The 21,502-nt window shown below is 51.9% G+C and carries 19 protein-coding genes and 1 pseudogene; 14 read left to right on the top strand and 6 right to left on the bottom strand.

What is annotated here, in order from left to right; all coding sequences use genetic code 11:
* Positions 1-19 precede the first annotated feature (19 nt).
* Both CGC65_RS27070 and CGC65_RS27065 read right to left on the bottom strand, forming a co-directional pair.
* Positions 20-1,102, bottom strand: a complete 1,083-nt coding sequence (locus CGC65_RS27070; protein ID WP_002566697.1) for an ABC transporter substrate-binding protein — start codon at positions 1,100-1,102, stop codon at positions 20-22.
* On the bottom strand, positions 1,102-1,770 hold the full coding sequence (locus CGC65_RS27065) for a cyclase family protein (protein WP_002566696.1): 669 nt from the start codon (positions 1,768-1,770) through the stop codon (positions 1,102-1,104). The genes CGC65_RS27070 and CGC65_RS27065 overlap by 1 nt, the downstream gene beginning before the upstream one ends.
* A gap of 215 nt (positions 1,771-1,985) precedes the next feature.
* On the opposite strand from CGC65_RS27065, the gene CGC65_RS27060 reads away from it, so the two are divergent.
* The 14 genes from CGC65_RS27060 (at position 1,986) to CGC65_RS26995 (ending at position 18,015) form a co-directional block, all read left to right on the top strand.
* Positions 1,986-2,897, top strand: a complete 912-nt coding sequence (locus tag CGC65_RS27060; RefSeq protein WP_002566695.1) for an amidohydrolase family protein — start codon at positions 1,986-1,988, stop codon at positions 2,895-2,897.
* A 43-nt stretch (positions 2,898-2,940) separates the two neighbouring features.
* On the top strand, positions 2,941-4,068 hold the full coding sequence (locus CGC65_RS27055; protein ID WP_002566694.1) for an ABC transporter substrate-binding protein: 1,128 nt from the start codon (positions 2,941-2,943) through the stop codon (positions 4,066-4,068).
* 95 nt (positions 4,069-4,163) lie between these two features.
* Positions 4,164-5,690 carry a sugar ABC transporter ATP-binding protein gene (locus CGC65_RS27050; RefSeq protein WP_002566693.1) on the top strand — a complete coding sequence of 509 codons (1,527 nt, stop codon included), beginning with the start codon at positions 4,164-4,166 and terminating at the stop codon, positions 5,688-5,690.
* Entirely contained in the window at positions 5,687-6,637 is a 951-nt protein-coding gene (locus tag CGC65_RS27045; RefSeq protein WP_002566692.1) for an ABC transporter permease, read from the top strand. Before CGC65_RS27050 ends, CGC65_RS27045 begins: the two co-directional genes overlap by 4 nt.
* Positions 6,638-6,685: 48 nt before the next feature.
* Positions 6,686-7,666 (top strand): ABC transporter permease, encoded by a 981-nt coding sequence (locus CGC65_RS27040; RefSeq protein WP_002566691.1) that lies wholly within the window; start codon positions 6,686-6,688, stop codon positions 7,664-7,666.
* Between the two features lie 83 nt (positions 7,667-7,749).
* Positions 7,750-9,033 carry a nickel-dependent putative hexonate epimerase gene (locus tag CGC65_RS27035; RefSeq protein ID WP_002566690.1) on the top strand — a complete coding sequence of 428 codons (1,284 nt, stop codon included), beginning with the start codon at positions 7,750-7,752 and terminating at the stop codon, positions 9,031-9,033.
* Positions 9,034-9,324: 291 nt separating this feature from the next.
* Complete coding sequence (locus CGC65_RS27030) at positions 9,325-10,062, top strand: 3'-5' exonuclease (protein ID WP_002566689.1); 738 nt, start codon at positions 9,325-9,327, stop codon at positions 10,060-10,062.
* 183 nt (positions 10,063-10,245) lie between these two features.
* Entirely contained in the window at positions 10,246-11,829 is a 1,584-nt protein-coding gene (locus CGC65_RS27025) for a VanW family protein (protein ID WP_002566687.1), read from the top strand.
* Positions 11,829-12,422, top strand: coding sequence for an AIR synthase family protein (locus CGC65_RS27020; RefSeq protein WP_002566686.1), 594 nt, complete (start codon positions 11,829-11,831; stop codon positions 12,420-12,422). The genes CGC65_RS27025 and CGC65_RS27020 overlap by 1 nt, the downstream gene beginning before the upstream one ends.
* Before the next feature lie 83 nt (positions 12,423-12,505).
* Complete coding sequence (locus CGC65_RS27015) at positions 12,506-12,988, top strand: Lrp/AsnC family transcriptional regulator (RefSeq protein WP_002566685.1); 483 nt, start codon at positions 12,506-12,508, stop codon at positions 12,986-12,988.
* The gene (locus tag CGC65_RS27010) at positions 12,985-14,157 is read left to right on the top strand and encodes an aminotransferase class I/II-fold pyridoxal phosphate-dependent enzyme (protein WP_002566684.1); all 1,173 of its coding nucleotides are present in this window, start codon (positions 12,985-12,987) and stop codon (positions 14,155-14,157) included. The genes CGC65_RS27015 and CGC65_RS27010 overlap by 4 nt, the downstream gene beginning before the upstream one ends.
* A gap of 19 nt (positions 14,158-14,176) precedes the next feature.
* The gene (locus CGC65_RS27005; RefSeq protein ID WP_002566683.1) at positions 14,177-14,683 is read left to right on the top strand and encodes a tRNA (cytidine(34)-2'-O)-methyltransferase; all 507 of its coding nucleotides are present in this window, start codon (positions 14,177-14,179) and stop codon (positions 14,681-14,683) included.
* A gap of 324 nt (positions 14,684-15,007) precedes the next feature.
* Positions 15,008-16,126 carry a protein kinase family protein gene (locus CGC65_RS27000; protein ID WP_002566682.1) on the top strand — a complete coding sequence of 373 codons (1,119 nt, stop codon included), beginning with the start codon at positions 15,008-15,010 and terminating at the stop codon, positions 16,124-16,126.
* Positions 16,127-16,278: 152 nt separating this feature from the next.
* Positions 16,279-18,015 (top strand): phospho-sugar mutase, encoded by a 1,737-nt coding sequence (locus CGC65_RS26995; protein ID WP_002566681.1) that lies wholly within the window; start codon positions 16,279-16,281, stop codon positions 18,013-18,015.
* Between the two features lie 125 nt (positions 18,016-18,140).
* On the opposite strand, the gene CGC65_RS26990 is transcribed toward CGC65_RS26995, so the two are convergent.
* From CGC65_RS26990 to CGC65_RS32620, 4 genes and pseudogenes are all read right to left on the bottom strand, one after another.
* Complete coding sequence (locus CGC65_RS26990; protein WP_002566680.1) at positions 18,141-19,286, bottom strand: putative ABC transporter permease; 1,146 nt, start codon at positions 19,284-19,286, stop codon at positions 18,141-18,143.
* 57 nt (positions 19,287-19,343) lie between these two features.
* Entirely contained in the window at positions 19,344-20,294 is a 951-nt protein-coding gene (locus tag CGC65_RS26985; RefSeq protein WP_002566679.1) for a tyrosine-type recombinase/integrase, read from the bottom strand.
* A 10-nt stretch (positions 20,295-20,304) separates the two neighbouring features.
* On the bottom strand, positions 20,305-21,141 hold the full coding sequence (locus CGC65_RS26980) for a tyrosine-type recombinase/integrase (RefSeq protein ID WP_002566678.1): 837 nt from the start codon (positions 21,139-21,141) through the stop codon (positions 20,305-20,307).
* Positions 21,142-21,326: 185 nt separating this feature from the next.
* Positions 21,327-21,461, bottom strand: a pseudogene (locus CGC65_RS32620) (integrase); the annotation flags it as partial.
* Positions 21,462-21,502 lie beyond the last annotated feature (41 nt).

Genomic DNA, 21,502 nt, shown 5'->3' with positions numbered 1-21,502 from the left:
TTCCGTTTCCTTTCCTGTATTAATAGGCGGTGAGCGCATACTCGGCCGCATTCTCAGCAGTAATAATCTGATAAGGAATCATTACCATGGGGAATGGCTTGCAGTCCCGTTCCATCTGCTGTATCAGGAAAGCCGCGATAAATCCCCAGCGGGGGTTGCTCTCCACCGTGCCCAGATATTCTCCGGCAATGATGGCCTTGCACACGTCCTGGATGCCGTTGATGGACACAATGGCGATTTCACCCGGCGGCAGCCCTGCTACCTTGATGGCCTGGAGGGCCCCCAGCCCGTCTTCATCGCTGTGGGCAAAGACCGCGTCTATGGTCTGTCCCCGGTTGGCGGCCTTGATAAGCGCGTTTTCCATTGCCTTTTGGGCTGTTACCCGGTCAAAATTCCCGTATTCCACATCAATGATTTCCATGTTGGGATACTTCATAAGAGCCTGATGGAATCCTTTTGAGCGTGCCTGGGCTCCGGGTGAGCTCTCGGTGCCGTAGATTTCCACGATCCTGCAGGGCTGATCCCCGAATTTATCCGCCAGCAGGCCGGCGCAAATCTGGCCTTCCTTCAGGTAGTCCGCGGAGATAAGAGACACATAGTAGCTCTGGTCAATGGTCTCGGCCGACTGGTCAATGAGGATGACGGGAATGCCCGCGTCCTTGGCGTCCTGGAGCACCGGAGTCAGGGCAGACAGGTCCGCGGGCACAATGACCAGATAGTCCACGCCCTCCCGAATCAGGCTGCGTATATCTTCTAGCTGCCACTGAACAGAGTGGTCCTCCGGTTCATGGTAGATAAAGTCCATCCCATTGGGAAGCAGGGCTTCGCGGAAACTGTTGATTTGGGCTGTTCTCCATGGATTGTCTGTCTCTATCTGGGAAAAACCCACATGGAGGCTGGAGCTGTCAGCCGGTTCCGGTTCCCAGTTTGCGGCCTGGTTGGAGGTATCATACAGGGTAATGGCCAGGATGACGCACAGGGAGCAGATGATGAGAAGGCACCAGTGTTTCCTAAACAGCAGCTTGAATCGTGTCTTAAATAGTATCTTAAACCATGTCTTGAACCATGTCTTAAACCGCAGCATAAACCGTGACATAGGCATCAGTACTCCGCCCACATGGTGACGGGGGAACTGTCAATGCCCTCTATTATCAGCGGAACGGCGGCTGCGTTTTTCAGAAAGCCGGACGGAAGTCCCTCCATATTAACATCCTCGATGATGCAGATATAACGGTTGTGGTACATGCCAAGCATGATCTGGTGGGCCAGATCCCCATCCTTTGTGTCGCTGTAAGAGGCAAGGGACACAAAATCCAGGGCCAGGGCCTTTAAATGGCTCATATTATCCTGAAGGTACCGGGCCAGCCGGCTGCTGACAGCGGGACCATTGTTTTCATAGAGATCCGGTTTTTCTCTGCGGTATTTGGAGAAACCGGTGCGGATTAAAAGCAGATCAGCGTCTTTTACGTCCTCACGGTGGGGAATCAGATCCTCGGGCATGAGCTTTGCGCCAGGTTCCTTTGGAATATCCAGGAGCAGGGGATTATGAAAGAAAAATTGCCCAAAGGGAACCTGGTCCAGGGGAATGCCCTTTCCGTAAAAATGCATGGGTCCATCCAGGTGGGTTCCGTAATGGTTAAAAAGATGGATGGTGCAGGTGTTGGCTGTGTCGCCTCCGGCAATGGAGGTGTGGGGTTCCAGACTGAATGCAGGGTTGCCGGGCCAGGTGGGCTGCCCTTTTTTTATAGGATACGATAAAATCTGATACATAAAATCCCTCCTTATGATAAAAATATCATCCCAATGTAACAGTTGTTATCATTAAATCACGATTTGCAGGGAGCGTCAATAAGATAGAATGAAATCAAAACATATTCCAATCAAATCATATATACATAAAAATATGGTCATAGTATACTAATGGCATCCGAAAAACAGTGCTGTTAAAGTGCAATATACACAAATGTACAGGTAGGGGGATTTAGATGAACGTAATTGATATTCACGCCCATATATATGAGCGGGTGGCGGGAATTACCAGGGGACAGCCCATGGCCTCCACGGATCTGGGGCGGGTCGCCATAGGAAATGAGGAAGTGCAGTTTCTTCCTCCGTCCTTTGAACAGAGCCGCAGCACAGCAGAAATGCTCATCGCCTATATGGACTGGTGCGGTATCGAAAAGGCGGTTCTTATGCCTAATCCCTATTACGGGTACCATAACCGGTACTTTGCGGACAGCGTAAAACGGTATCCGGACCGGTTACGGGGGGTGGCATTGGTTGACATAATGAAAGGACAGGAGGCGGCCAGAGAGCTGGCGTCCATCTACGACCAGGGAATCCTGTTTGGCTTTAAGGTGGAAGTGGACAGCACCTTCCAGTGTGCTCCCGGAACCCGCCTTTCGGATTCCGGGCTGTCTCCTGTGTGGGACTGCTGCAATCAATACCATCAGCCGGTATTCATCCACATGTTCCGCACAGAGGACATTGAGGACGCGGGCTTCCTGGCCTCAGCGTATCCCAATATCAGCTTCATTCTGTGCCATATGGGGGCGGATGCATGTTTTAAAAAAGGGATGCCTGAATCCAATTACAGGGAAGTGCTGGATTTGGTAAAGAACCGTTCCAATGTATTCATCGACACATCCACCGTACCGGTGTATTTTGGCGAGGAATATCCCTGGCCCTCCTCCGTGGAAATCATCCAGGCATGCTACCGCCATGTGGGACCGGAGAAGATGATGTGGGCGTCGGATTATCCGGGCATGCTGAACCATGGCACCATGCAACAGCTGATTAACCTGGTGGAAAAGCATTGCAGCCATATACCGGAGTCCCACCGGCAGATGATTATGGCGGATAACGCCAGACGGCTGTTTTTCGACGATCAGAGGTAACTTACGTATGACTGTTACTATTAAAAAAAGGAGAAGATGAGTTATGAGAAAAATGTTTACAGTAGGTTTGGCAGCAGTAATGGCAATGGGCCTGTGCGCCTGCGGTTCACAAAAGGCAGCGGAGACAACGGCTGCACCGGCGGCGGCAGAGACAACAGCCGCCCCATCCCAGGATGAAAAGAAAGAAGAAGCAGAAGAGACCACAGAGGCCCAGGCATCCTCTGAGACAGCCGGCGGTGAGGGATATGTGGTGGCCCTGTGCAACTATTCCATCGGAAACTCATGGAGGGCCCAGATGGAACAGGAGTTTGTGGCTGAGGCGGAGAAGCTGAAGGCAGAGGGAGTGGTAAGCGAGTACTACATTACCAATTCCAATGAGGATATCAACAAGCAGATCAGCGATATGCAGGATCTGATTACAAAGAAGGTAGACGCCATCGTTATTACGGCTGCCTCCCCAACAGCCCTTGCGCCAGTGGTAGAAGAGGCTGCTGAAGCGGGGATCAAGGTGGTATCCTTCGACAATGTGGTGGAGACAGATGAGCAGGTGGCTACGGTAGGCATTGACGAGAAGGAATTCGGCCGTATCGGAGCAGAGTGGCTGGTGGACAAGCTGGATGGAAAAGGCAAGATTGTGGTCCTGAACGGTATCGCGGGAACAGCTACTGACTCCCTGCGCTGGGGCGGTGCTGAGGAAGTGTTCAAACAGTATCCCGACATCGAGATTCTGGGATCAGCCAACGCTTCCTGGGACTATGCCCAGGGCAAGGCTGCCATGGAATCCATGCTGTCCGCTTATCCGGAAATCGACGGCGTGTGGTCACAGGGCGGCGCCATGACACAGGGCGCAATCGACGCATTTATAGCAGCCGGCCGGGATCTGGTTCCCATGACAAGCGAAGGCAACAACGGCGCTATCCGCGCATGGATTGAAAATAAGGATAAAGGGCTGTCCTGCATAGCACCTTCCAATCCTACCTACACCAGCGCAGAGGCTCTGCGGGTTGTCATCAAAGCCTTAAACGGCGAGGATATTCCAGGGAACGTGGTCATGGATATTGAGACCGTTACAGAAGAAAATGTGGACCAGTATTACCGTTCAGATATGCCGGACAGCTTCTGGGTTCTTACAGAGCTGGATGACGCGACTCTTCAGAAGCTTTACAAGTAGTCAGCACGCTTTGGGGATGATGGACAGGCCGATGAATATCGGCCTGTTTTGCACATAAGGACCATGTCTGTTCCGGAGAGAGAAGGAGGTTAACAGTGGCTGAAGAGATTTTAAAAATGGTCAATATAACAAAACGGTTTGCCGGCATCACGGCCCTGGACCGGGTACAATTTTCCTGCAGTAAGGGGGAAGTACATGTGCTGGCCGGGGAAAACGGGGCCGGAAAGAGTACCATACTTAAGATTCTGGCGGGAATCCATCAGGCGGATGAAGGGGAAATATATTTCCATGGTAAAAAGGTGGTAATCCGGAATCCTGAGCAGTCCCAGAAACTGGGGATTGCCATGGTGTTCCAGGAGCTGACTCTGGTGGGGGAAATGACGGTCTGGGAAAATATTTATTTAAACCAGGAACCGGTTACCCGTCTGGGAAGAATCAACCGAAAGGAAATTAAAAAGCGCATTCTGGACGTCATGGACCGCTATGGAATCCATATTGACCCGGATGCCCCTGTGGGCAGTCTGCCGGTGGCGGAACAGCAGATGGCGGAAATCCTAAAGATTCTGGTCAGGGACCCGGAACTGATTATTCTGGACGAGCCAACTTCTGCATTGGCCAAAAAGGAGGTAGAGCAGCTGTATCAGATTATCCACAATCTGATTGCGGATGGCAAGACGATTATTTTCATTTCCCACCGTTTGGAGGAATTGTTTGAGCTGGGAGACCGGATCACCGTATTCAAGGACGGATGCTATATTGGGACCAGGAACATGAATGAGATAAATGAGGATGATTTAATACGGATGATGGTGGGACGCTCCCTGAATCATGTATTCCCTCCGCCTGTTTGCGAAGTGGATGACAGCCAGGTAATATTTGAGGTAAAGAATCTGGCGGATGCAAACCATAAGCTGAACCAGGTCAGCTTCCAGGTACATAAAGGAGAGATATTGGGAGTTGCCGGACTGCAGGGCCATGGACAGACAGAGCTGCTTAATGCTGTCAGCGGTCTCTATCCCCTGTCCGGGGGATCTATTATTGTCAATGGAAAGCAGGTGGGCATAAAGAACGCGGGGCAGGCCATTGCAAACGGAATTGCCCTGGTGCCCTCCGACCGGAAGAACCAGGGGCTGATGCTGGAGCTTTCCAACCGCCACAACCTGGCCATTTCCAGTATGAAAAAGCGCATGAAAGGATGTTTCATAGACAAAAAGGCGGAACAGGCATTCAGCGAGTCCATGGCGTCAAAGCTTTCCATTAAAATGGGAGGGCTGGACCTGCCTGTATCCAGTCTGTCGGGGGGAAACCAGCAAAAGGTGGTTCTGGGCAAGGAGCTGGCCACGGAGCCCAGGGTTATTCTCTTTGACGAGCCAACACGCGGTATTGACGTGGAGGCAAAACGGGAATTCTACCAAATCATGCATGACCTGGCGGCCCGGGGCGTGGCGGTGGTCATGAACTCCAGTGACATGCTGGAGGTAATCGGCATGAGCAGCCGGGTGATTGTTATGTACGAGGGCAGGATATCCGGTGTCCTGGAAAAAGAAGAGCTGACAGAAGAACGGATTATGCAGCTGGGCATGGGACTGGGAAAGAACAGGAAGGAAGGTGAGAAAGGGTGAAGGGCAGATTGAATCGAAACTTCTGGCATAAACACGGGCATACGGTTATCATATACGTGTTTCTGGCAGCTCTCATGGTTTTTGTAAGCATATTTAATAAGGACTTTTTTACGCTGGGGAATTTCAAGAATCTTCTGCGTTCCTCTTTTCCGCTGCTCATGGCAGCCCTGGGGCAGACGCTGATCATTCTCACAGGAGGAATTGACTTGTCCCTGGGAGGAATTGTGGCTCTGTGCAATGTGGTCTGCGTCATGTCCATGAACCCGGACTCTGCCTGGGGATTTGTCCCTGCCCTGGGGGCAGCGGCTGCGGTGGGCCTGGCCTGCGGGGCTGTAAACGGTGTCCTGGTCACAAAAGGGCGCCTGGCTCCCATCATTGTAACCATAGCAACCACAGCCGTATTTGACGGAATGGCTTTACTGCTCATGCCGAATCCGGGGGGGAGTGTGCACAAGGCGTTTGCCAAGTTCCTGACACGGGGATATTCCGGTGCGGTACCCTTTCTTCTGTTCATCCTCATCCTCTGTCTGGTGAGAAGTCTCGCCAACAGCACTCCCTACGGAAAGGCCCTGAGGGCCATTGGAGGCAGTGAAAATGCGGCCTACTCCACCGGCATACGGGTGGGAAAGATAAAATTCTGCGCCTACTGTCTGGCCGGGCTCCTGTGCGCTGTGGCCGGAATATTCTTAAGCGCCCAGATGAATTCGGCTGACGCCACCATAGGAAAAAATTACGCCATGAACGCCATCACTGCCACAGTGGTGGGTGGAACTGCCATGACAGGCGCGGTGGGAGACCCTCTGGGTACCATAGCAGGCGTGTTCATCATTTCCATCATCAACAATATGCTGAACCTGTTTGGCGTTTCTTCATTTTACCAGTTCATATGCCAGGGCCTGATACTGATTGCAGCCCTGTCGCTCAGCGCGCTGCATAAGAGGCATTAGGGCCTGTGGGGACTTATTATTAAGGATAGAAAGGTAAGGTGAAAGAAAGTGGGAGAAGAAAAGAACAGACAGGCTTCCAATCTACAGTTTATTAAGAAAAATGCAGGCAGCTCCCAGGTTATGGTCTATGTTATACTGGTGGTATTATTGCTGGCGGCCCAGCTCATGTCACCGGGCTATTTAAAGCCCACCCATGTGGCCGGAATCCTGAGGCTGGCCTCCTTTATGGGAATCGCCGCAATCGGCCAGAACCTGACCATACTGACAGGAGGAATTGATTTATCCATCGCCAATACCATCACCTTTGCCAACGTGATTGCGGCGCAGATCATGATGGGCCGAAATGAGAATCTGCCCGCTGCGCTTTTTGCAGTCATTGTCATGGGTGTGATGGTGGGATTTATCAACGGAGTGGGAATCCATTGGCTTAAGATACCGCCCTTTATCATGACGCTTGGTGTGGGAACGGTTATCCAGGGCGTGTTTCTGATTTACACAAAGGGCGCCCCCAAGGGCAATGCATCTCCCCTTCTGAAGGCCATCTGCGGACAGAGCTTCATAGGCATCCTGTCCGGCATTGTGGTCATATGGGCTGTTATGGCGGCTGTGACCATTGTGCTTCTGCGGAATACTCCCTACGGGAGGAAGATATATTCCGTGGGCACCAACGAGCAGGCGGCCAGGTTTTCGGGAATACACACAGGAAGGGTGACATTTTCCGTGTATCTGATATCCGCGGTCATAGCAGCTGTCTCCGGTTTCTTCCTGGTGGGATACACGGGTACCAGCTTCCTGGATGTGGGCACCAGCTACAATACAAAGACCATAGCGGCCGTCATTATCGGAGGAACCGCCATTACCGGAGGAAAGGGCGGATATATCGGAACCATAGCAGGGGCAATCATCATGACCATACTGGATGATTTTCTGACCATTGTCAATATTCCGGAGGCAGGGCGTCAGATCATGCAGGGAGTTATCATCGTACTGCTGGTACTCATATACAGCAGGGAAAAGCGTAAGAAGTAGGCCGGAACACAGTTCATGGAATCACTCATGAAGCAGTACAGGAAGCAGTCAGGAAACAATACAGGAAGCAGGGGGAATCATACATGTTGAAAAATATAGCTGAGTTCAGCGCACAGACAGAGTCAGGGGAGCTGTCTTCGCATCAGGCGGTGGCAGTGATGGATTGTATGCTGGAGGGACTTCCGAAGGCCGGGCGTATCCTCTTAGTGCCGCCGGATATCACACGCTGTTATTCCTACGGGGGTGTCATCACATCCTATCTGTATCACCGTCTGAGCAGGGAGGCAAAGGTGCGCATCATGCCTGCGGTGGGGACCCACAGGGCCATGAGCCGTGAGGAACAGATCCGGTTTTTCGGGGAGGACGTGCCGGAGGAGGTTTTTCTGTACCATGACTGGAGAAAGGACACAGTCCCTGTCGGCACGGTGCCGGGCGCCTATTGCGGCCAGGTGTCCGGGGGCAGGTACACGTCGGATATCGGTGCGGAGGTGAACCGCTGTGTGGTGGATGGAAGCTTTGACCTGATTCTGTCCATCGGCCAGGTGGTTCCCCATGAGGTCATCGGCATGTCCAATTACACCAAGAACATACTGGTGGGGCTGGGAGGAAGGCCCATGATTAACGGTACCCATATGCTGGGCGCTCTCTGTAATCTGGAGACAATTATGGGAAATACGGACACGCCGGTGCGGGCGGTGTTTGACTACGGGGAGGAACATTTTCTCCGGGATGTGCCTCTGGCATACATACTGACCGTTGCGTCGGAGCAGGAGGGAAGGACCGCCCTTCACGGCATCTTTACCGGGGCGTCCAGGCAGGTCTATGAACATGCGGCTGCGCTGGCAAAAAGACGCTGCATCACACAGGTGGAACGCCGGGCAAAAAAGGTGGTGGCTTATCTGGAGCCGGAGGAGTTTTCCACCACCTGGGTGGGAAACAAGGCCATTTACCGCACCCGTATGATGATTGAAGACGGCGGGGAATTACTTGTCATTGCGCCGGGAATCAAGGGGTTTGGCGAGAACCCGGAGGTGGACGGTCTCATACGCCGTTACGGCTATAAGGGGACGCCCTATACCATGGAACTGATGGAAAATGGGGCATTTCCCGGCTCCGCCATGGTGCCGGCCCATATGATACACAGCTCCTCTGAGGGCAGGTTTACCATTACCTATGCCGTAAATCCGGAATATGTGTCCCAGGACGAGATAGGCCGGATAGGGTATGAATTCATGGATGTGAAGGACGCGCTTGCCAGATATCCTGTTTTGGAGATGGAGGATGGATGGCAGGAGATGGAGGATGGGGAGGAGATATATGTAGTAAAGGCCCCGGCTCTTGGATTGTGGAGAGTGATGGGCGTGTAGGGTACCTCCGCGAAGCGGGGCAGGGCAGGCAGCCACGGGATCGGCTGCCCGCCCTGCCCCGCTTTGCGGACTGTATCCTCAGGCCATGAAGGAGGAGGGGATGCTTTTCTTTGCAATGAATATTCAGTTCCTGTTCATGAAAATGTTCTGTGCCATGTTGATTTCTTTATTATTCTATTATTTCCAGTTCCATTTCCTCCATAAGTGTAGTAGAATGGGTCATAAATATAAGGATTGTCTTTAACTATGATTTCATAATGGTTTTACGGTGTTTATTGGAAAGAGGAAGATATGACGAATTCGTACATAGCCCTGGACCTGGAGACGACGGGACTTGAGGCCAGGCTGGATAAGATAACGGAAATTGCTGCCCTGAGAGTGGAGGACGGCCGGGTGGAGGAAAGGTTTGTAACCCTGGTGAATCCTGGGCGGCAGCTGGGGGAGAGGATTACGGCTCTTACGGGGATTACGGATGATATGGTGAAGGACGCCCCTGTGATTGAGGATACGATTGGAGATGTGGTCCGGTTCTGCGGGAATCTGCCTTTACTGGGGCATAATATATTGTTTGATTACGCTTTCCTGAAACGGGCCGCTGTGAACAGCGGGCTGGATTTTGAACGGGAGGGCATTGATACCCTTGGCATCTGCCGGCTGTTTATGCCTGAGGATGTAAAACGGAATTTAACCTGCGCCTGCTCTTTTTATGAGGTTTCTCAGTCTGCGGCCCACCGGGCGCAGGCGGATGCGGAGGCGGCTCATGGGCTGTATCAGGTGATGATGGCCCGCCACGGGGAGGAGCATCCGGAAGCTTTTGCGGCGAAACCCTTGATTTATAAGGCAAAAAGAGAACAGCCGGCCACAAAAAGACAAAAAGAATACTTGCACGATTTGTTAAAATGTCATAGAATAGACGTAACTGTGCAGATAGATGCCATGAGCCGCAGTGAGGTGTCGCGGATGATTGACAATATTATCTCCCAGTACGGACGGATGACCAGCAGAATATCCGGGGAACAGAAAGACTAAAGAAGAGATTCTGAGGCATATTATTAAAAGAGGTGAATGTACAATGCTTAATATGAGAGATCCAAAGACCAAGAAGATCATTTCCACCATCATTGTTGTTGTATTAGTGTTGGCTATGATTGTTCCTATGGCCTTAAGCGCACTTATGTATTAATTGCATTACAGTTTGGAAGAGGAGAATTTATGAGGAATCGTATAGGAAATGCCGGCCTGACAGCGGCCATCAGTATGGCGCTGCTTGCGGCATTTCCAGTGATTGCCTGGGCGGCGCCTGTGCTGCCGGCCGGGATAACCGCAGGCAGCCAGAGCCTGGCCGGAATGACGGCTGAGGAGGCGAAGGCAGCGGTCCAGGAATATGTGGACGGCCTGGCGGCCCAGTCAGTGACCCTCAGCGTGGATGGACAGGATGTGGCCACCACAGCAGGGGAATTGGGCTTTCACTGGATTAACACAGACGTAATTGATGAGGCGGTCAGCCAGTATGCCGGCGGCAGCCTGATTAAACAGTACATGATTGAAAAAGATCTGGCGGCAGCGCCCGTGGAGGTTGAACTGGAGACAGAGGTGGATTCCGCGAAGGTGAAGAACTTTGTGGATACACAGTGCCAGGGAATCACGGCAGAGCCCCAGAATGCATCTATAACCAGAGAAAACGGACAGTTTGTCATTACGGACTCTGTACCCGGCCGGGTGGTTGACGTGGCGGGAACCGAGGCGGCCCTTAACGAGGCCCTGGAAGGCGGACTGGACCAGCCGATAGAGGTAACAGCCCAGGTAACAGAAGAACAGCCGGTCATTACCAGTGAGGCCCTGGCTACCATTCAGGATGTGCTGGGCACATATACAACTGATTTCAGCAGCAGCGGCGCAGCCCGCTCCACCAACCTGGCAGTAGGCGCGGCCAAGATTAACGGTCACGTTCTTATGCCCGGGGATGTCCTGTCAGGCTATGAATGCCTGCAGCCTTTTACCACAGCCAATGGGTATAAGACAGCGGCGGCTTATGAGAACGGCCAGGTCGTGGACAGCATCGGCGGAGGCGTGTGCCAGCTGGCTACCACTCTGTATAACGCTTCCCTGGAAGCGGAGGTGGAGATTGTCCAGAGACAGAACCACTCCATGATTGTCACCTATGTGAAACCATCCAGGGACGCGGCCATTGCAGGCACTTATAAGGATATTAAGATAAAGAACAATTACAGTACCCCTATTTATGTGGAGGGTTATACCTCCGGCAGGAAGCTTACCTTCACCATATACGGCAAGGAGACCAGACCGGCTAACCGCAAGGTGGAATACGTGTCTGAAACCCTGGGAAGCACCAGTCCGGGAGAGCCGCAGCTCATTGTAGACAACACCCTGGCTCCGGGAGCAAGGGTCAAGGTCCAGTCCTCCCACACAGGACTTAGATCCAGATTATGGAAGGTAGTGACGGTGGACGGCGTGGAGCAGGAGAGAACCCTGCTTAACAAGGACACCTACAATGCATCCAAGGCCATTTACCGGGTAGGTCCTGATCTGCCGGTAGCATTGCCGGTTGTGCCGGATGTGACGGCGCCTGTGGATACAGCTCCGGCAGAGACAGCGCCGGTAACCGGCGTGGAGGGAGGCCCGGGCGTGACGCAGCCGGCGCCTGAGCCGGCCCCGGCCCCGGAGGCGAACCCGGCGCCCGCGGCGAATCCGGCCCCGGAAGCGAATCCGGCGCCCGCAGCAAACCCTGCCCCGGCCCAGGGAGGCCCCACGGTCACCCCGGTGGAGGGACCATAATGCGTACGGCAGGACAGGGACCGGGCGGGTTTGAGAAGCGCGACGGCTTTATGAGACCGGGTCAGGATTTGGTGATGGCCGGTTATGCGGGATTTGCAGGGACTGTAAAGATAGGAGCAGAAAAGCGGGATTTCCTTAAAACGCGCTTTTCGTCTATGTTCTTAAGGTGTCTGGATGAAACGGAGCCATATTCCGTGGAACAATGGATAAAACGTGAACAGAAGGAGGAGCACTGCTCCTTCACTGTTTACGAGTATGCAGGAGAGGGCGGCGTATTAGCTGCCCTTTGGAATTTATCAGGTATATTTAACGCGGGAATTGATGCGGACCTCAGGTGTATGCCCGTGAGGCAGGTAACGGTAGAGGTGTGTGAGTTATTTGAGCTGAATCCCTACCGGCTGTACAGCGGAAACTGCGCCGTCCTGGTGTCAGACAGGGGCGGACAGCTGGTGAGAAGGCTCAGGGAAGAAGGAATTCCTGCGGGCGTTATCGGAAGTGTGGCGGAGGGAAGTGCCAGGCAGATACGCCACGGACAGGTGGGCGCAGGTTTTTTAGAGCGGCCCCGGCCCGACGAACTGACAAAGATAATATGAGACGGTTTGGAAGTTATGTAAATTAATAAATTGTGCAATTTAATAAGTTATGTAAACAATGGAAGGATGGAGGATGATATATTATGAGGGAAAAGATACTTGCAGTCATTGAGAAAAACAGCAGAATCGACCTTAAGGACCTGGCCGTGCTGCTGGGAGAAAGCGAAATAGCGGTGGCCAACGAGATAGCGGAAATGGAGAAGGAACACATTATCTGCGGATACCACACACTGATTAACTGGGATAACACCAGTGAGGAAAAAGTAGTGGCGTTAATCGAGGTAAAGGTGACTCCGCAGAGGGGCATGGGCTTTGACAAGATAGCAGAGCGCATTTACCAGTACAGCGAGGTGGAGGCCGTGTATCTCATGAGCGGCGCCTATGATTTCACTGTGTTCATCGAGGGCAGGACCATGCGCCAGATTGCCCAGTTCGTATCCGACAAGCTGGGACCGATGGAATCCGTATTAAGCACTGCAACCCATTTCGTATTGAAAAAATACAAAGACCACGGCACCATTATAAGTGAGCAGGTGCAGGATGAAAGGATGCTGATTACTCCATGAGAAACCCATTATCAGATAAAATCGTAAAGATACCGCCGTCCGGTATCCGTAAATTTTTTGATATTGTAAGCGAGATGAAGGACGCCATCTCCCTGGGCGTGGGCGAGCCTGACTTTGAGACGCCCTGGCATATCCGCGAGGAGGGTATCTACTCCCTGGAAAAGGGGCGTACCTTCTACACCTCCAATGCCGGCTTAAAGCCCCTTAAAGTGGAGATATGCGAATATTTAAAACGCAGATGCGGCGTTACATATGACCCGGACCAGGAGATACTGGTAACGGTAGGCGGAAGTGAGGCCATCGACATTGCGCTGAGGGCTATGTTAAACGAGGGGGACGAGGTACTGATTCCCCAGCCCAGTTATGTATCCTATATGCCCTGCGTTACACTGGCAGACGGTGTGCCCGTAACCATTGAGCTGGAGGAAAAGGACCAGTTCAAGCTGACCCCGGAAAAGCTTCTGGAGAAGATTACAGACAAGACCAAGATTCTCGTCCTTCCCTTCCCCAACAACCCGACAGGCGCCATTATGGAAAAGGAAGAACTGGAAGAAATTGTAAAAATCGTCCTGGAAAAAGACCTGTTTGTGATTTCCGATGAGATTTATTCAGAACTGACATACAATGGAAAGCGCCATGTGACCATTGCCTCCTTCCCGGGCATGAAAGAGAGGACCGTGCTTATCAATGGCTTCTCCAAGGCCTATGCCATGACGGGCTGGCGTCTGGGCTATGCCGCAGCGCCCCATATCATTCTGGAACAGATGTTAAAGATTCACCAGTACGCTATCATGTGCGCCCCTACCACCAGCCAGTACGCTGCTGTATCAGCCATGAAGAACGGGGACCCGGATGTATCCATGATGCGGGAATCCTACAATCAGCGCAGGCGTTTCCTTCTCCACGCTTATGAGGAGATGGGCCTTACCTGCTTTGAGCCAATGGGCGCGTTTTACACCTTCCCCAACATCAGCCGCTTTGGGATGACATCAGAGGAATTTGCCACCCGGTTCCTGGAAGAGGAAAAGGTAGCTGTGGTGCCGGGTACTGCGTTTGGAGACTGCGGGGAGGGATTCGTAAGGGTATCCTACGCCTACTCCCTGGATAACCTGAAAGAGGCTCTGGGACGCATGGAACGGTTCGTAAAAAGACTGGACGGCAGGGAATAACAGAAAGGCGCGGCATACCATGATGAATATCGTACTATTAGAACCGGAAATGCCATCCAACACAGGCAATATCGGCCGGACCTGCGTTGCCACCCAGACCAGGCTCCACCTCATCGAGCCTTTGGGGTTTAAGCTCAATGAAAAGGCCTTAAAGAGGGCAGGGCTGGACTATTGGGACAAACTGGACGTGACTGTGTACAGCGATTATAAAGATTTCCTGGAGCGCAATCCCCAGGCCTCAGGCAACATGTACTTTGCCACCACCAAAGCCCGCAAGGTGTATTCCGACGTGACCTACGGTCCGGACTGCTATCTCATGTTCGGCAGGGAAAGCGCCGGCATCCCGGAGGAGATTCTGGTGCACAATGAGGACCACTGTATCCGGATTCCCATGTGGGGCGACATCCGTTCCCTGAACCTGTCCAATTCCGCGGCAATTGTACTGTACGAGGCGCTGCGGCAGAATGGGTTTGAGAAACTGGAGCTGAGGGGCCAGCTTCACCATCTGCACTGGAAGGATGAATAGGCAGGCCAATATAGGCAGGTAAATAGAAAAAAAGACAAAAAACAGGCAGAATAACAAACAGAATAACAAACAAATAAATGAAACACCCCCGGAGCAAGGAAATCATATATGATGATTCGCCGCTTTGGGGGTGTTTTCGGATGGGCATGATAGCGCCTGAATTGCGCAAACAGTTTGTACATTATATACAAAGTGGGAAATAGGGACGGTACGCCATTTCTCCTGTCATAAACAACCAAATCTTTACATACCCTAGAAGTAGCTGAAACGGCAGCTTCCCGTTTCGACTAAATGTGATGGGATAAGAGTGTGGAGGGGTTGTGGATGAACGAGAAGTACGTGGAAGCCTTAGAACAATATGATATGGAAGTAAGAGCCGTGAGAAAAGGCCGCGGTTCCTGGATCTGCGAGACAGACCAGGGCTGCAGGCTTTTAAAGGAATACCGTGGGACAGCCAGGCGTCTGGAGTTTGAGGACGAGGTCTTAGGACGGCTGGATACCAGAGGAAGCCTGAGGGCTGACCGGTACCTGCGGAACAGGGAAGGCGGCCTGATGACCGTGACCGGCGACGGCACCAGATACATATTAAAGGACTGGTTTTTGGACCGGGAATGCAATATAAAAGACGGATATGAAATACGCCAGGCCCTGTCCAGGCTGGCCATGCTGCACAGCCAGCTGCGAAAGATTGAGTTTAAGGAAGAGTGGAACATGGGTTCCATCCTGTCCGGCCCTCTGGAAGAGGAGCTGGAGCGCCATAACCGGGAAATGCAGCGGGCCAGGAATTATATCAGGTCCAAGCGCAAAAAAACAGAATTTGAGCTGTGCGTCATCGGCAGCTATCAGATGTTTTACGACCAGGCCCTGGAAGCGGTACAGGGCATACGGGAGCTGTGGCCCGGAGCGGATGAACTGCCGTCAGAGGGCACCGGACCGTATAATACCGGGAAATGCCTGAAGCTGGGGCCATACCAGGAGGACCAGGATGCCCTGGAGGCAGCGGAGGTCCAGCCTCCCGTCAAAAAGGACAGGAAGCCCCTGTACCTGTGCCATGGGGATCTGGATCAGCACCATGTGCTCATGGGAGGCAATTACACAGCCATCATCGAGTACAACCGGATGCATCTTGGAATACAGATATCGGACCTGTACCGTTTCATGCGCAAGGTCATGGAAAAGCACGGATGGAACCTGGATCTGGGACTGTCGATGCTGGATTCCTATGAGAGGGTGCTGCCCATGGAGCCGAAGGAGAGGGGATGCCTGTACTACCTGTTCCTTTATCCTGAAAAATACTGGAAACAGCTTAACTTTTACTACAACGCCAACAAGGCCTGGATACCGGCCCGGAATACTGATAAACTGCGGGGCCTGGAGGAACAGCAGCAGGCCAGGAACAGCTTTTTAAAACGCCTGAAAGCGGACTGTAAGGGCTGTGTCTGACGAAAAATAATAGAGGGTTGTACTTCCTTTTTCTGGTTTGATATAGTATAATCTTAATCAGAAAATACGCTGCGGACCGGCCTTTCCGGCTGTGCTGCAGCAGAATGCCGGCAGGTCATGCGGGGAATATCACATTCAGGAGGGAGTATAAAATGAAAGATTACATGAAGATATACCAGGAATGGTTATCAAACCCCTATTTTGATGAGGACACAAAAGCAGAGCTTCGCGCCATTGAAGGTGACGAAAATGAGATTAAAGAGCGTTTTTATATGGACCTGGAGTTCGGAACAGCAGGACTGCGAGGTGTTATCGGCGCCGGCATTAACCGGATGAATATTTATGTGGTGAGACGTGCCACCCAGGGCCTTGCCAACTACATTATAAAGCAGGGCGGAGCAGATAAGGGCGTGGCGATTGCATATGACTCCCGCCATATGTCCCCGGAATTTGCCATGGAGGCGGCCATGACTCTGGCAGCCAACGGAATCAAGGCATACAAGTTCGAGTCCCTGCGTCCCACACCTGAGCTGTCCTTTGCAGTGAGGGAACTGGGATGTATAGCCGGCATCAATATTACAGCCAGCCATAACCCGCCTGAGTACAACGGATACAAGGTATACTGGGAGGACGGCGCCCAGTTTACACCGCCTCATGACAAAGGTGTGACAGAGGAAGTGCTGGCCATAGAGGACCTGTCCACGGTAAAGACCACGGACGAGGCATCTGCCGCAGCAGCAGGCAAGTATGAGGTTATCGGCAGGGAAATCGACGATAAGTACATTGCCCAGGTCAAGGCCCAGGTTGTGAACCAGAAGGCCATTGATGAGATGCAGGACCAGATCAGCATTGTGTACACGCCGCTTCACGGCACAGGAAATATTCCGGCCAGAAGAGTGATGAAGGAACTGGGATTCACCCATGTATATGTAGTGCCTGAGCAGGAACTGCCGGACGGCGGCTTCCCTACGGTAAGCTATCCAAATCCGGAAGCAGCAGAAGCATTTTCACTGGGCCTTAAGCTGGCCGCGGAAAAGAATGCGGACCTGGTTCTGGCTACGGATCCGGATGCAGACCGTCTGGGCGTATATGTTAAGGACGCCGGGTCAGGAGAGTACATCCCGCTGACAGGCAACATGTCCGGTTCCCTTCTGTGTGAGTACGTGCTGAGCCAGAAAAAGGCAGCAGGCAAGATTCCGGATGACGGGCAGGTCATCAAATCCATTGTTTCCACCAATCTGATTGACGCAGTGGCAAAGGAATACGGCTGTGAACTGATTGAAGTGCTCACCGGTTTCAAGTGGATTGGGCAGCAGGTATTAAAGAATGAGAAGACAGGCCGCGGCACATACCTCTTTGGTATGGAGGAGAGCTATGGATGTCTGATTGGCACCTATGCCCGTGACAAGGACGCCATTTCCGCTACCGCAGCCCTTTGCGAGGCAGCTGCTTACTATAAGCAGAAGGGAATGACCCTGTGGGATGCCATGGTTGCCATGTATGAGAAGTACGGCTATTACAAGGATGCGGTTAAGTCTATCGGCTTATCCGGTATTGAGGGCCTGGCTAAGATTCAGTCCATCATGGAGACTTTGAGGAACAATACACCAAAAGAGGTGGGCGGTTATAAGGTGGTTTCCGCCAGGGATTACAAGCTGGATACCATAAAGGATATGGCTTCCGGGGAAGTAAAGCCTACAGGCCTTCCTTCCTCCAACGTGCTGTACTATGATTTAAACGACGGCGCATGGATCTGTGTGAGACCGTCCGGAACAGAGCCTAAGATTAAGTTCTACTATGGTATCAAGGGCAGCTCCATGGAGGATGCCGACGCCAAGTCTGAAGCGCTGGGCGCGGCTGTGATGGCCATGGTGGATAAGATGATGTAATGTGTCATCGGATGTGAAAGAACCATAAAAGTATAATTGAATCATAAATACCCTGGCAGCAGGACACAGAAAAAGCAGATGTGTAAAGCTGTCAGGGTATTTTTTGCGTAAAAGAAAACAGGACATTAGTTTGCATCATGTTCATCCGGATTCTTCCTGTCCGCAATTTCGCGCAGTTCCTTCAACGCTTCAGCGAACCGGGAAGAGGAGGCAGTGGGATTGCCCTTTAGTATGCCTCTCTGGTAGAAGTCCATATGGGTGGAAAGCATATGGCGTTTTTCGGTAATGGATACAAGGCGCTGGGACAGGGCGGCCAGTTTATCCTTTCGATCCTGGACAGCACTTTTGTTAAGCTCGTCACGCTGTATTGCCTGCCGGGAGCCCTCTGCCCGCTGTGCCAGCGTACCGGATACCCTGGCAGCCGCGTCCTCTGTAAGCTCTGACAGCCGTTCCGCTGTCCGGGCCACCTTTTCGGCTGTGTTTTCCACCAGCCCGCCCATCTTTTCAGCGGTACCCTCCACGAATCCGCTCATTTTCTCCATGGTGTTCTCCACCAGTTCATTCAGGCGTTCAGCCGTGTCATCCTTCAATGCAGCCGCATGGACGGCAGCTCCTGACTTCATCCGGCTGAGCCTGGCAGCCGCTTCCTCTCTGGCCTCTGCAACGCGCTCGCTGGTCTCTGCCTTTAACAGGGCCATCTGTACCTGTATATCGTCCAGCTCGGCCCGCATGTCGGTCATGGCATCCAGCACCTTGGCCAAATCCAGGGCGGTTTTTACGGACTCAGCCGTATCCGCTGCAAACAGCAGGGAGGTAATCAGCACAAAGATAATGTTCACCATAACAGGTAGCCCCAGGACATAGTGCTCAATGGGGCGGTGCACCACCTCTGTGAGGAAAATGGTCAGAAAACCCCAGGCAATGGAGGAGCTGAGGCAGATATACCCCTTCACGTTGAATCTCTGGTTGCTGTAATCCCAGTATTTCATTTTAAACAGCTTTTCCATGCCCCAGCCGGTGACGTATTCCAGAATGGTGGCGGCAATAACGCCTGCCAGGTACACCAGAAACAGGTTGTCCTTGACCGGGAGGGATACCCACAGCATCATCACGGCGCCTGTTCCATACAGGGGAAGCAGGGGAAGGCGCAGAAAACCGCGGTTCACAAAGTGACCTGTTTTCGCAGAAACATAGGTGGATTCAAAAATCCACCCGAAAAAGCAGTATATAAAAAAGAATGTAAGCCATTGATACCACGTATATTCGTACATATAAACCATCCTTTGCGAGTTTCTTTTATGATACTGTTTTTTTTGAGAAAATGCAATCTACCAAGTGACAATTCTGTCAATAAGCTCTCTCTGCTCGTCGGAGGAACGGGTCAGATAGATTCGTGTGGTCTCAATGCTCTCATGGCCCATAAGGTCGGCCAGAAGCGAAATATCATTGAATTTAGTCAGAAAGTTTTTGGCAAAACGGTGCCGGAATGAGTGGGGGTAGACGGTATCCGGGCATATCCGGTACTTTTTTGCCAGCACCTTCAGCTGGCTGCTTATGCCCCTGGGAGTAATGGGATTGCCCCGTCGGTTGGTGAATATAAAACCGGTCTGTATCTGACGGCTGTCCAGCCAGGACAGCATTTCCCCGCAGAGTTTTTCGGGAAAATAGATGCGGCGCACCTTTCCGCCCTTGGAATACAAATCCATGCAGCCAATCTGCATATGCTCCGCCTTAATCTGGATCAGCTCGCTGACCCTGGCACCCGTGGCACCCAGAAAGCGGACCACAAAATACCAGAACATATTATTATCCCGTTTCAGGCCACGTTTCAGACGCTCATAATCCCTTTTGGATATAACATTGTTAAGAAAGGGCTTTTGCTGATGCCGGACAGAGGGAAGTTTATAAGGTTCCAGAAAATCAATGGAGGCAGCAGGGGTATATGGTCCGGTGTCACTTATGTCCCCGCCGGACTGGAGGGCCGCCACATACTGGTTGATTCCATATATTCGCGTGTTCACTGTGCTGGGTTTGTAGCGTTCCATAAGCCATGCTTTGTAAGACTGGAGATTCTCCACGGTAACATCACGGTACAGACTGTGAAAATGCCGGACAGAGGTGAGATAGGAGTCGATGGTATTTGCAGAGGAGCCCCGCCGTTGCAGGAAATCATGGAAATACTGTAAGTTTGCCTGATAATTGTCAGGATTATACATAGAGGGGTCTGCCTGGGGAGGACAGATGCCGCCATAAATAACGCTAATCTTAAGTTCCTTCATGACGCGCCCCCTACCAGTCCACTACTTTGTTGACTATACGGTATTGTTCACTGCTGCTGCGCCGGAGGTAAATACGGGTGGTTTCAATGCTCTCATGTCCCAGCAGGTCGGATAAAAGGGATATATCCCCGCATTTTTCAATAAAATTCTTGGCAAAACGATGCCGGAAGCTATGGGGATACACCACCTCGGGGTCCAGACCGTACCGGGCTGCAAATACCTTGAACTGGGCCCGTATGCCTGACGGGGAGATGGGGGAGTGAAAGCGGTTGAGGAACAGGGGGCCGGTGCTCCGGTGTGTGGCAGCCAGCCATTCCTGCAGCTCGCGGACCAGTCCGCGGGGGATATAGACACGCCGCATCTTATTGCCTTTGGAATAGATATCCTTGTGTCCGGTGTGCACGTCCTCAATCTGAAAGGTAATCAGCTCACTGATACGCACTCCTGTGGCGGTTATGAGGCGCACAATAAAATAGTAGGTATATTCTTCGCTCTCCGCCAGGCACCGCTTCAGATATTCATAATCAGCCTGGCTGATAATCTTATCCAGATATGTTTTCTGCTGTATCTTTATCATGGAAACAGGGGTGATGGAGGCCTGCCTGTATTCCATGTAGCAGTTCAGCGCCCGTATGCGCAGATTCACGGTCTGGGGCCTGTAATGTTCCAAAAGATATACCTTATAAAGCTGAAGGTTGCGGGGGGTCAGCTGAGGATACAGATGATAGAACTGTTCTACCGCATAGCGGTACACGCAGATGGTATTTGGAGATTTGTTATGGGTCATGAGATATTTCTGAAACTGGTCCAATGCATGATTGGACATTAATCTTGGTGTGGCTGTCATGATGTAATACCTCCTCTTGTGTGGTTAATTTTTCCAATAAATAATATAGTAATGGATAACTTCGGAAAATGTAAGAGGTGGGGGTCTATAATATTTGTGTTCCGGGTAAGGGCGGGAGATATCCGGCGGCCGGTCGGGACCGCCGGAATTTCCGTATATCTATAGCACAATAACGGTGCAAAATATTACCAGGTAACTATTTTGTCAATCAGCTCCCGCTGCTCCTGTGTTGATTTTGTTAGGTAGATGCGGGTTGTTTCAATGCTTTCGTGGCCCATTAAATCAGCAAGCAGGGAGATATCATTAAACTTTTCATAATAAAAACTCTGATTATTTCAAAAAAGCCCGGAAATACGGGCAA

It is taken from the genome of Enterocloster bolteae, assembly GCF_002234575.2.
GTDB lineage: Bacteria > Bacillota > Clostridia > Lachnospirales > Lachnospiraceae > Enterocloster > Enterocloster bolteae.
The sequence above is the reverse complement of the archived record's forward strand: the minus strand, read 5'-3'. Positions and strand labels throughout refer to the sequence as shown.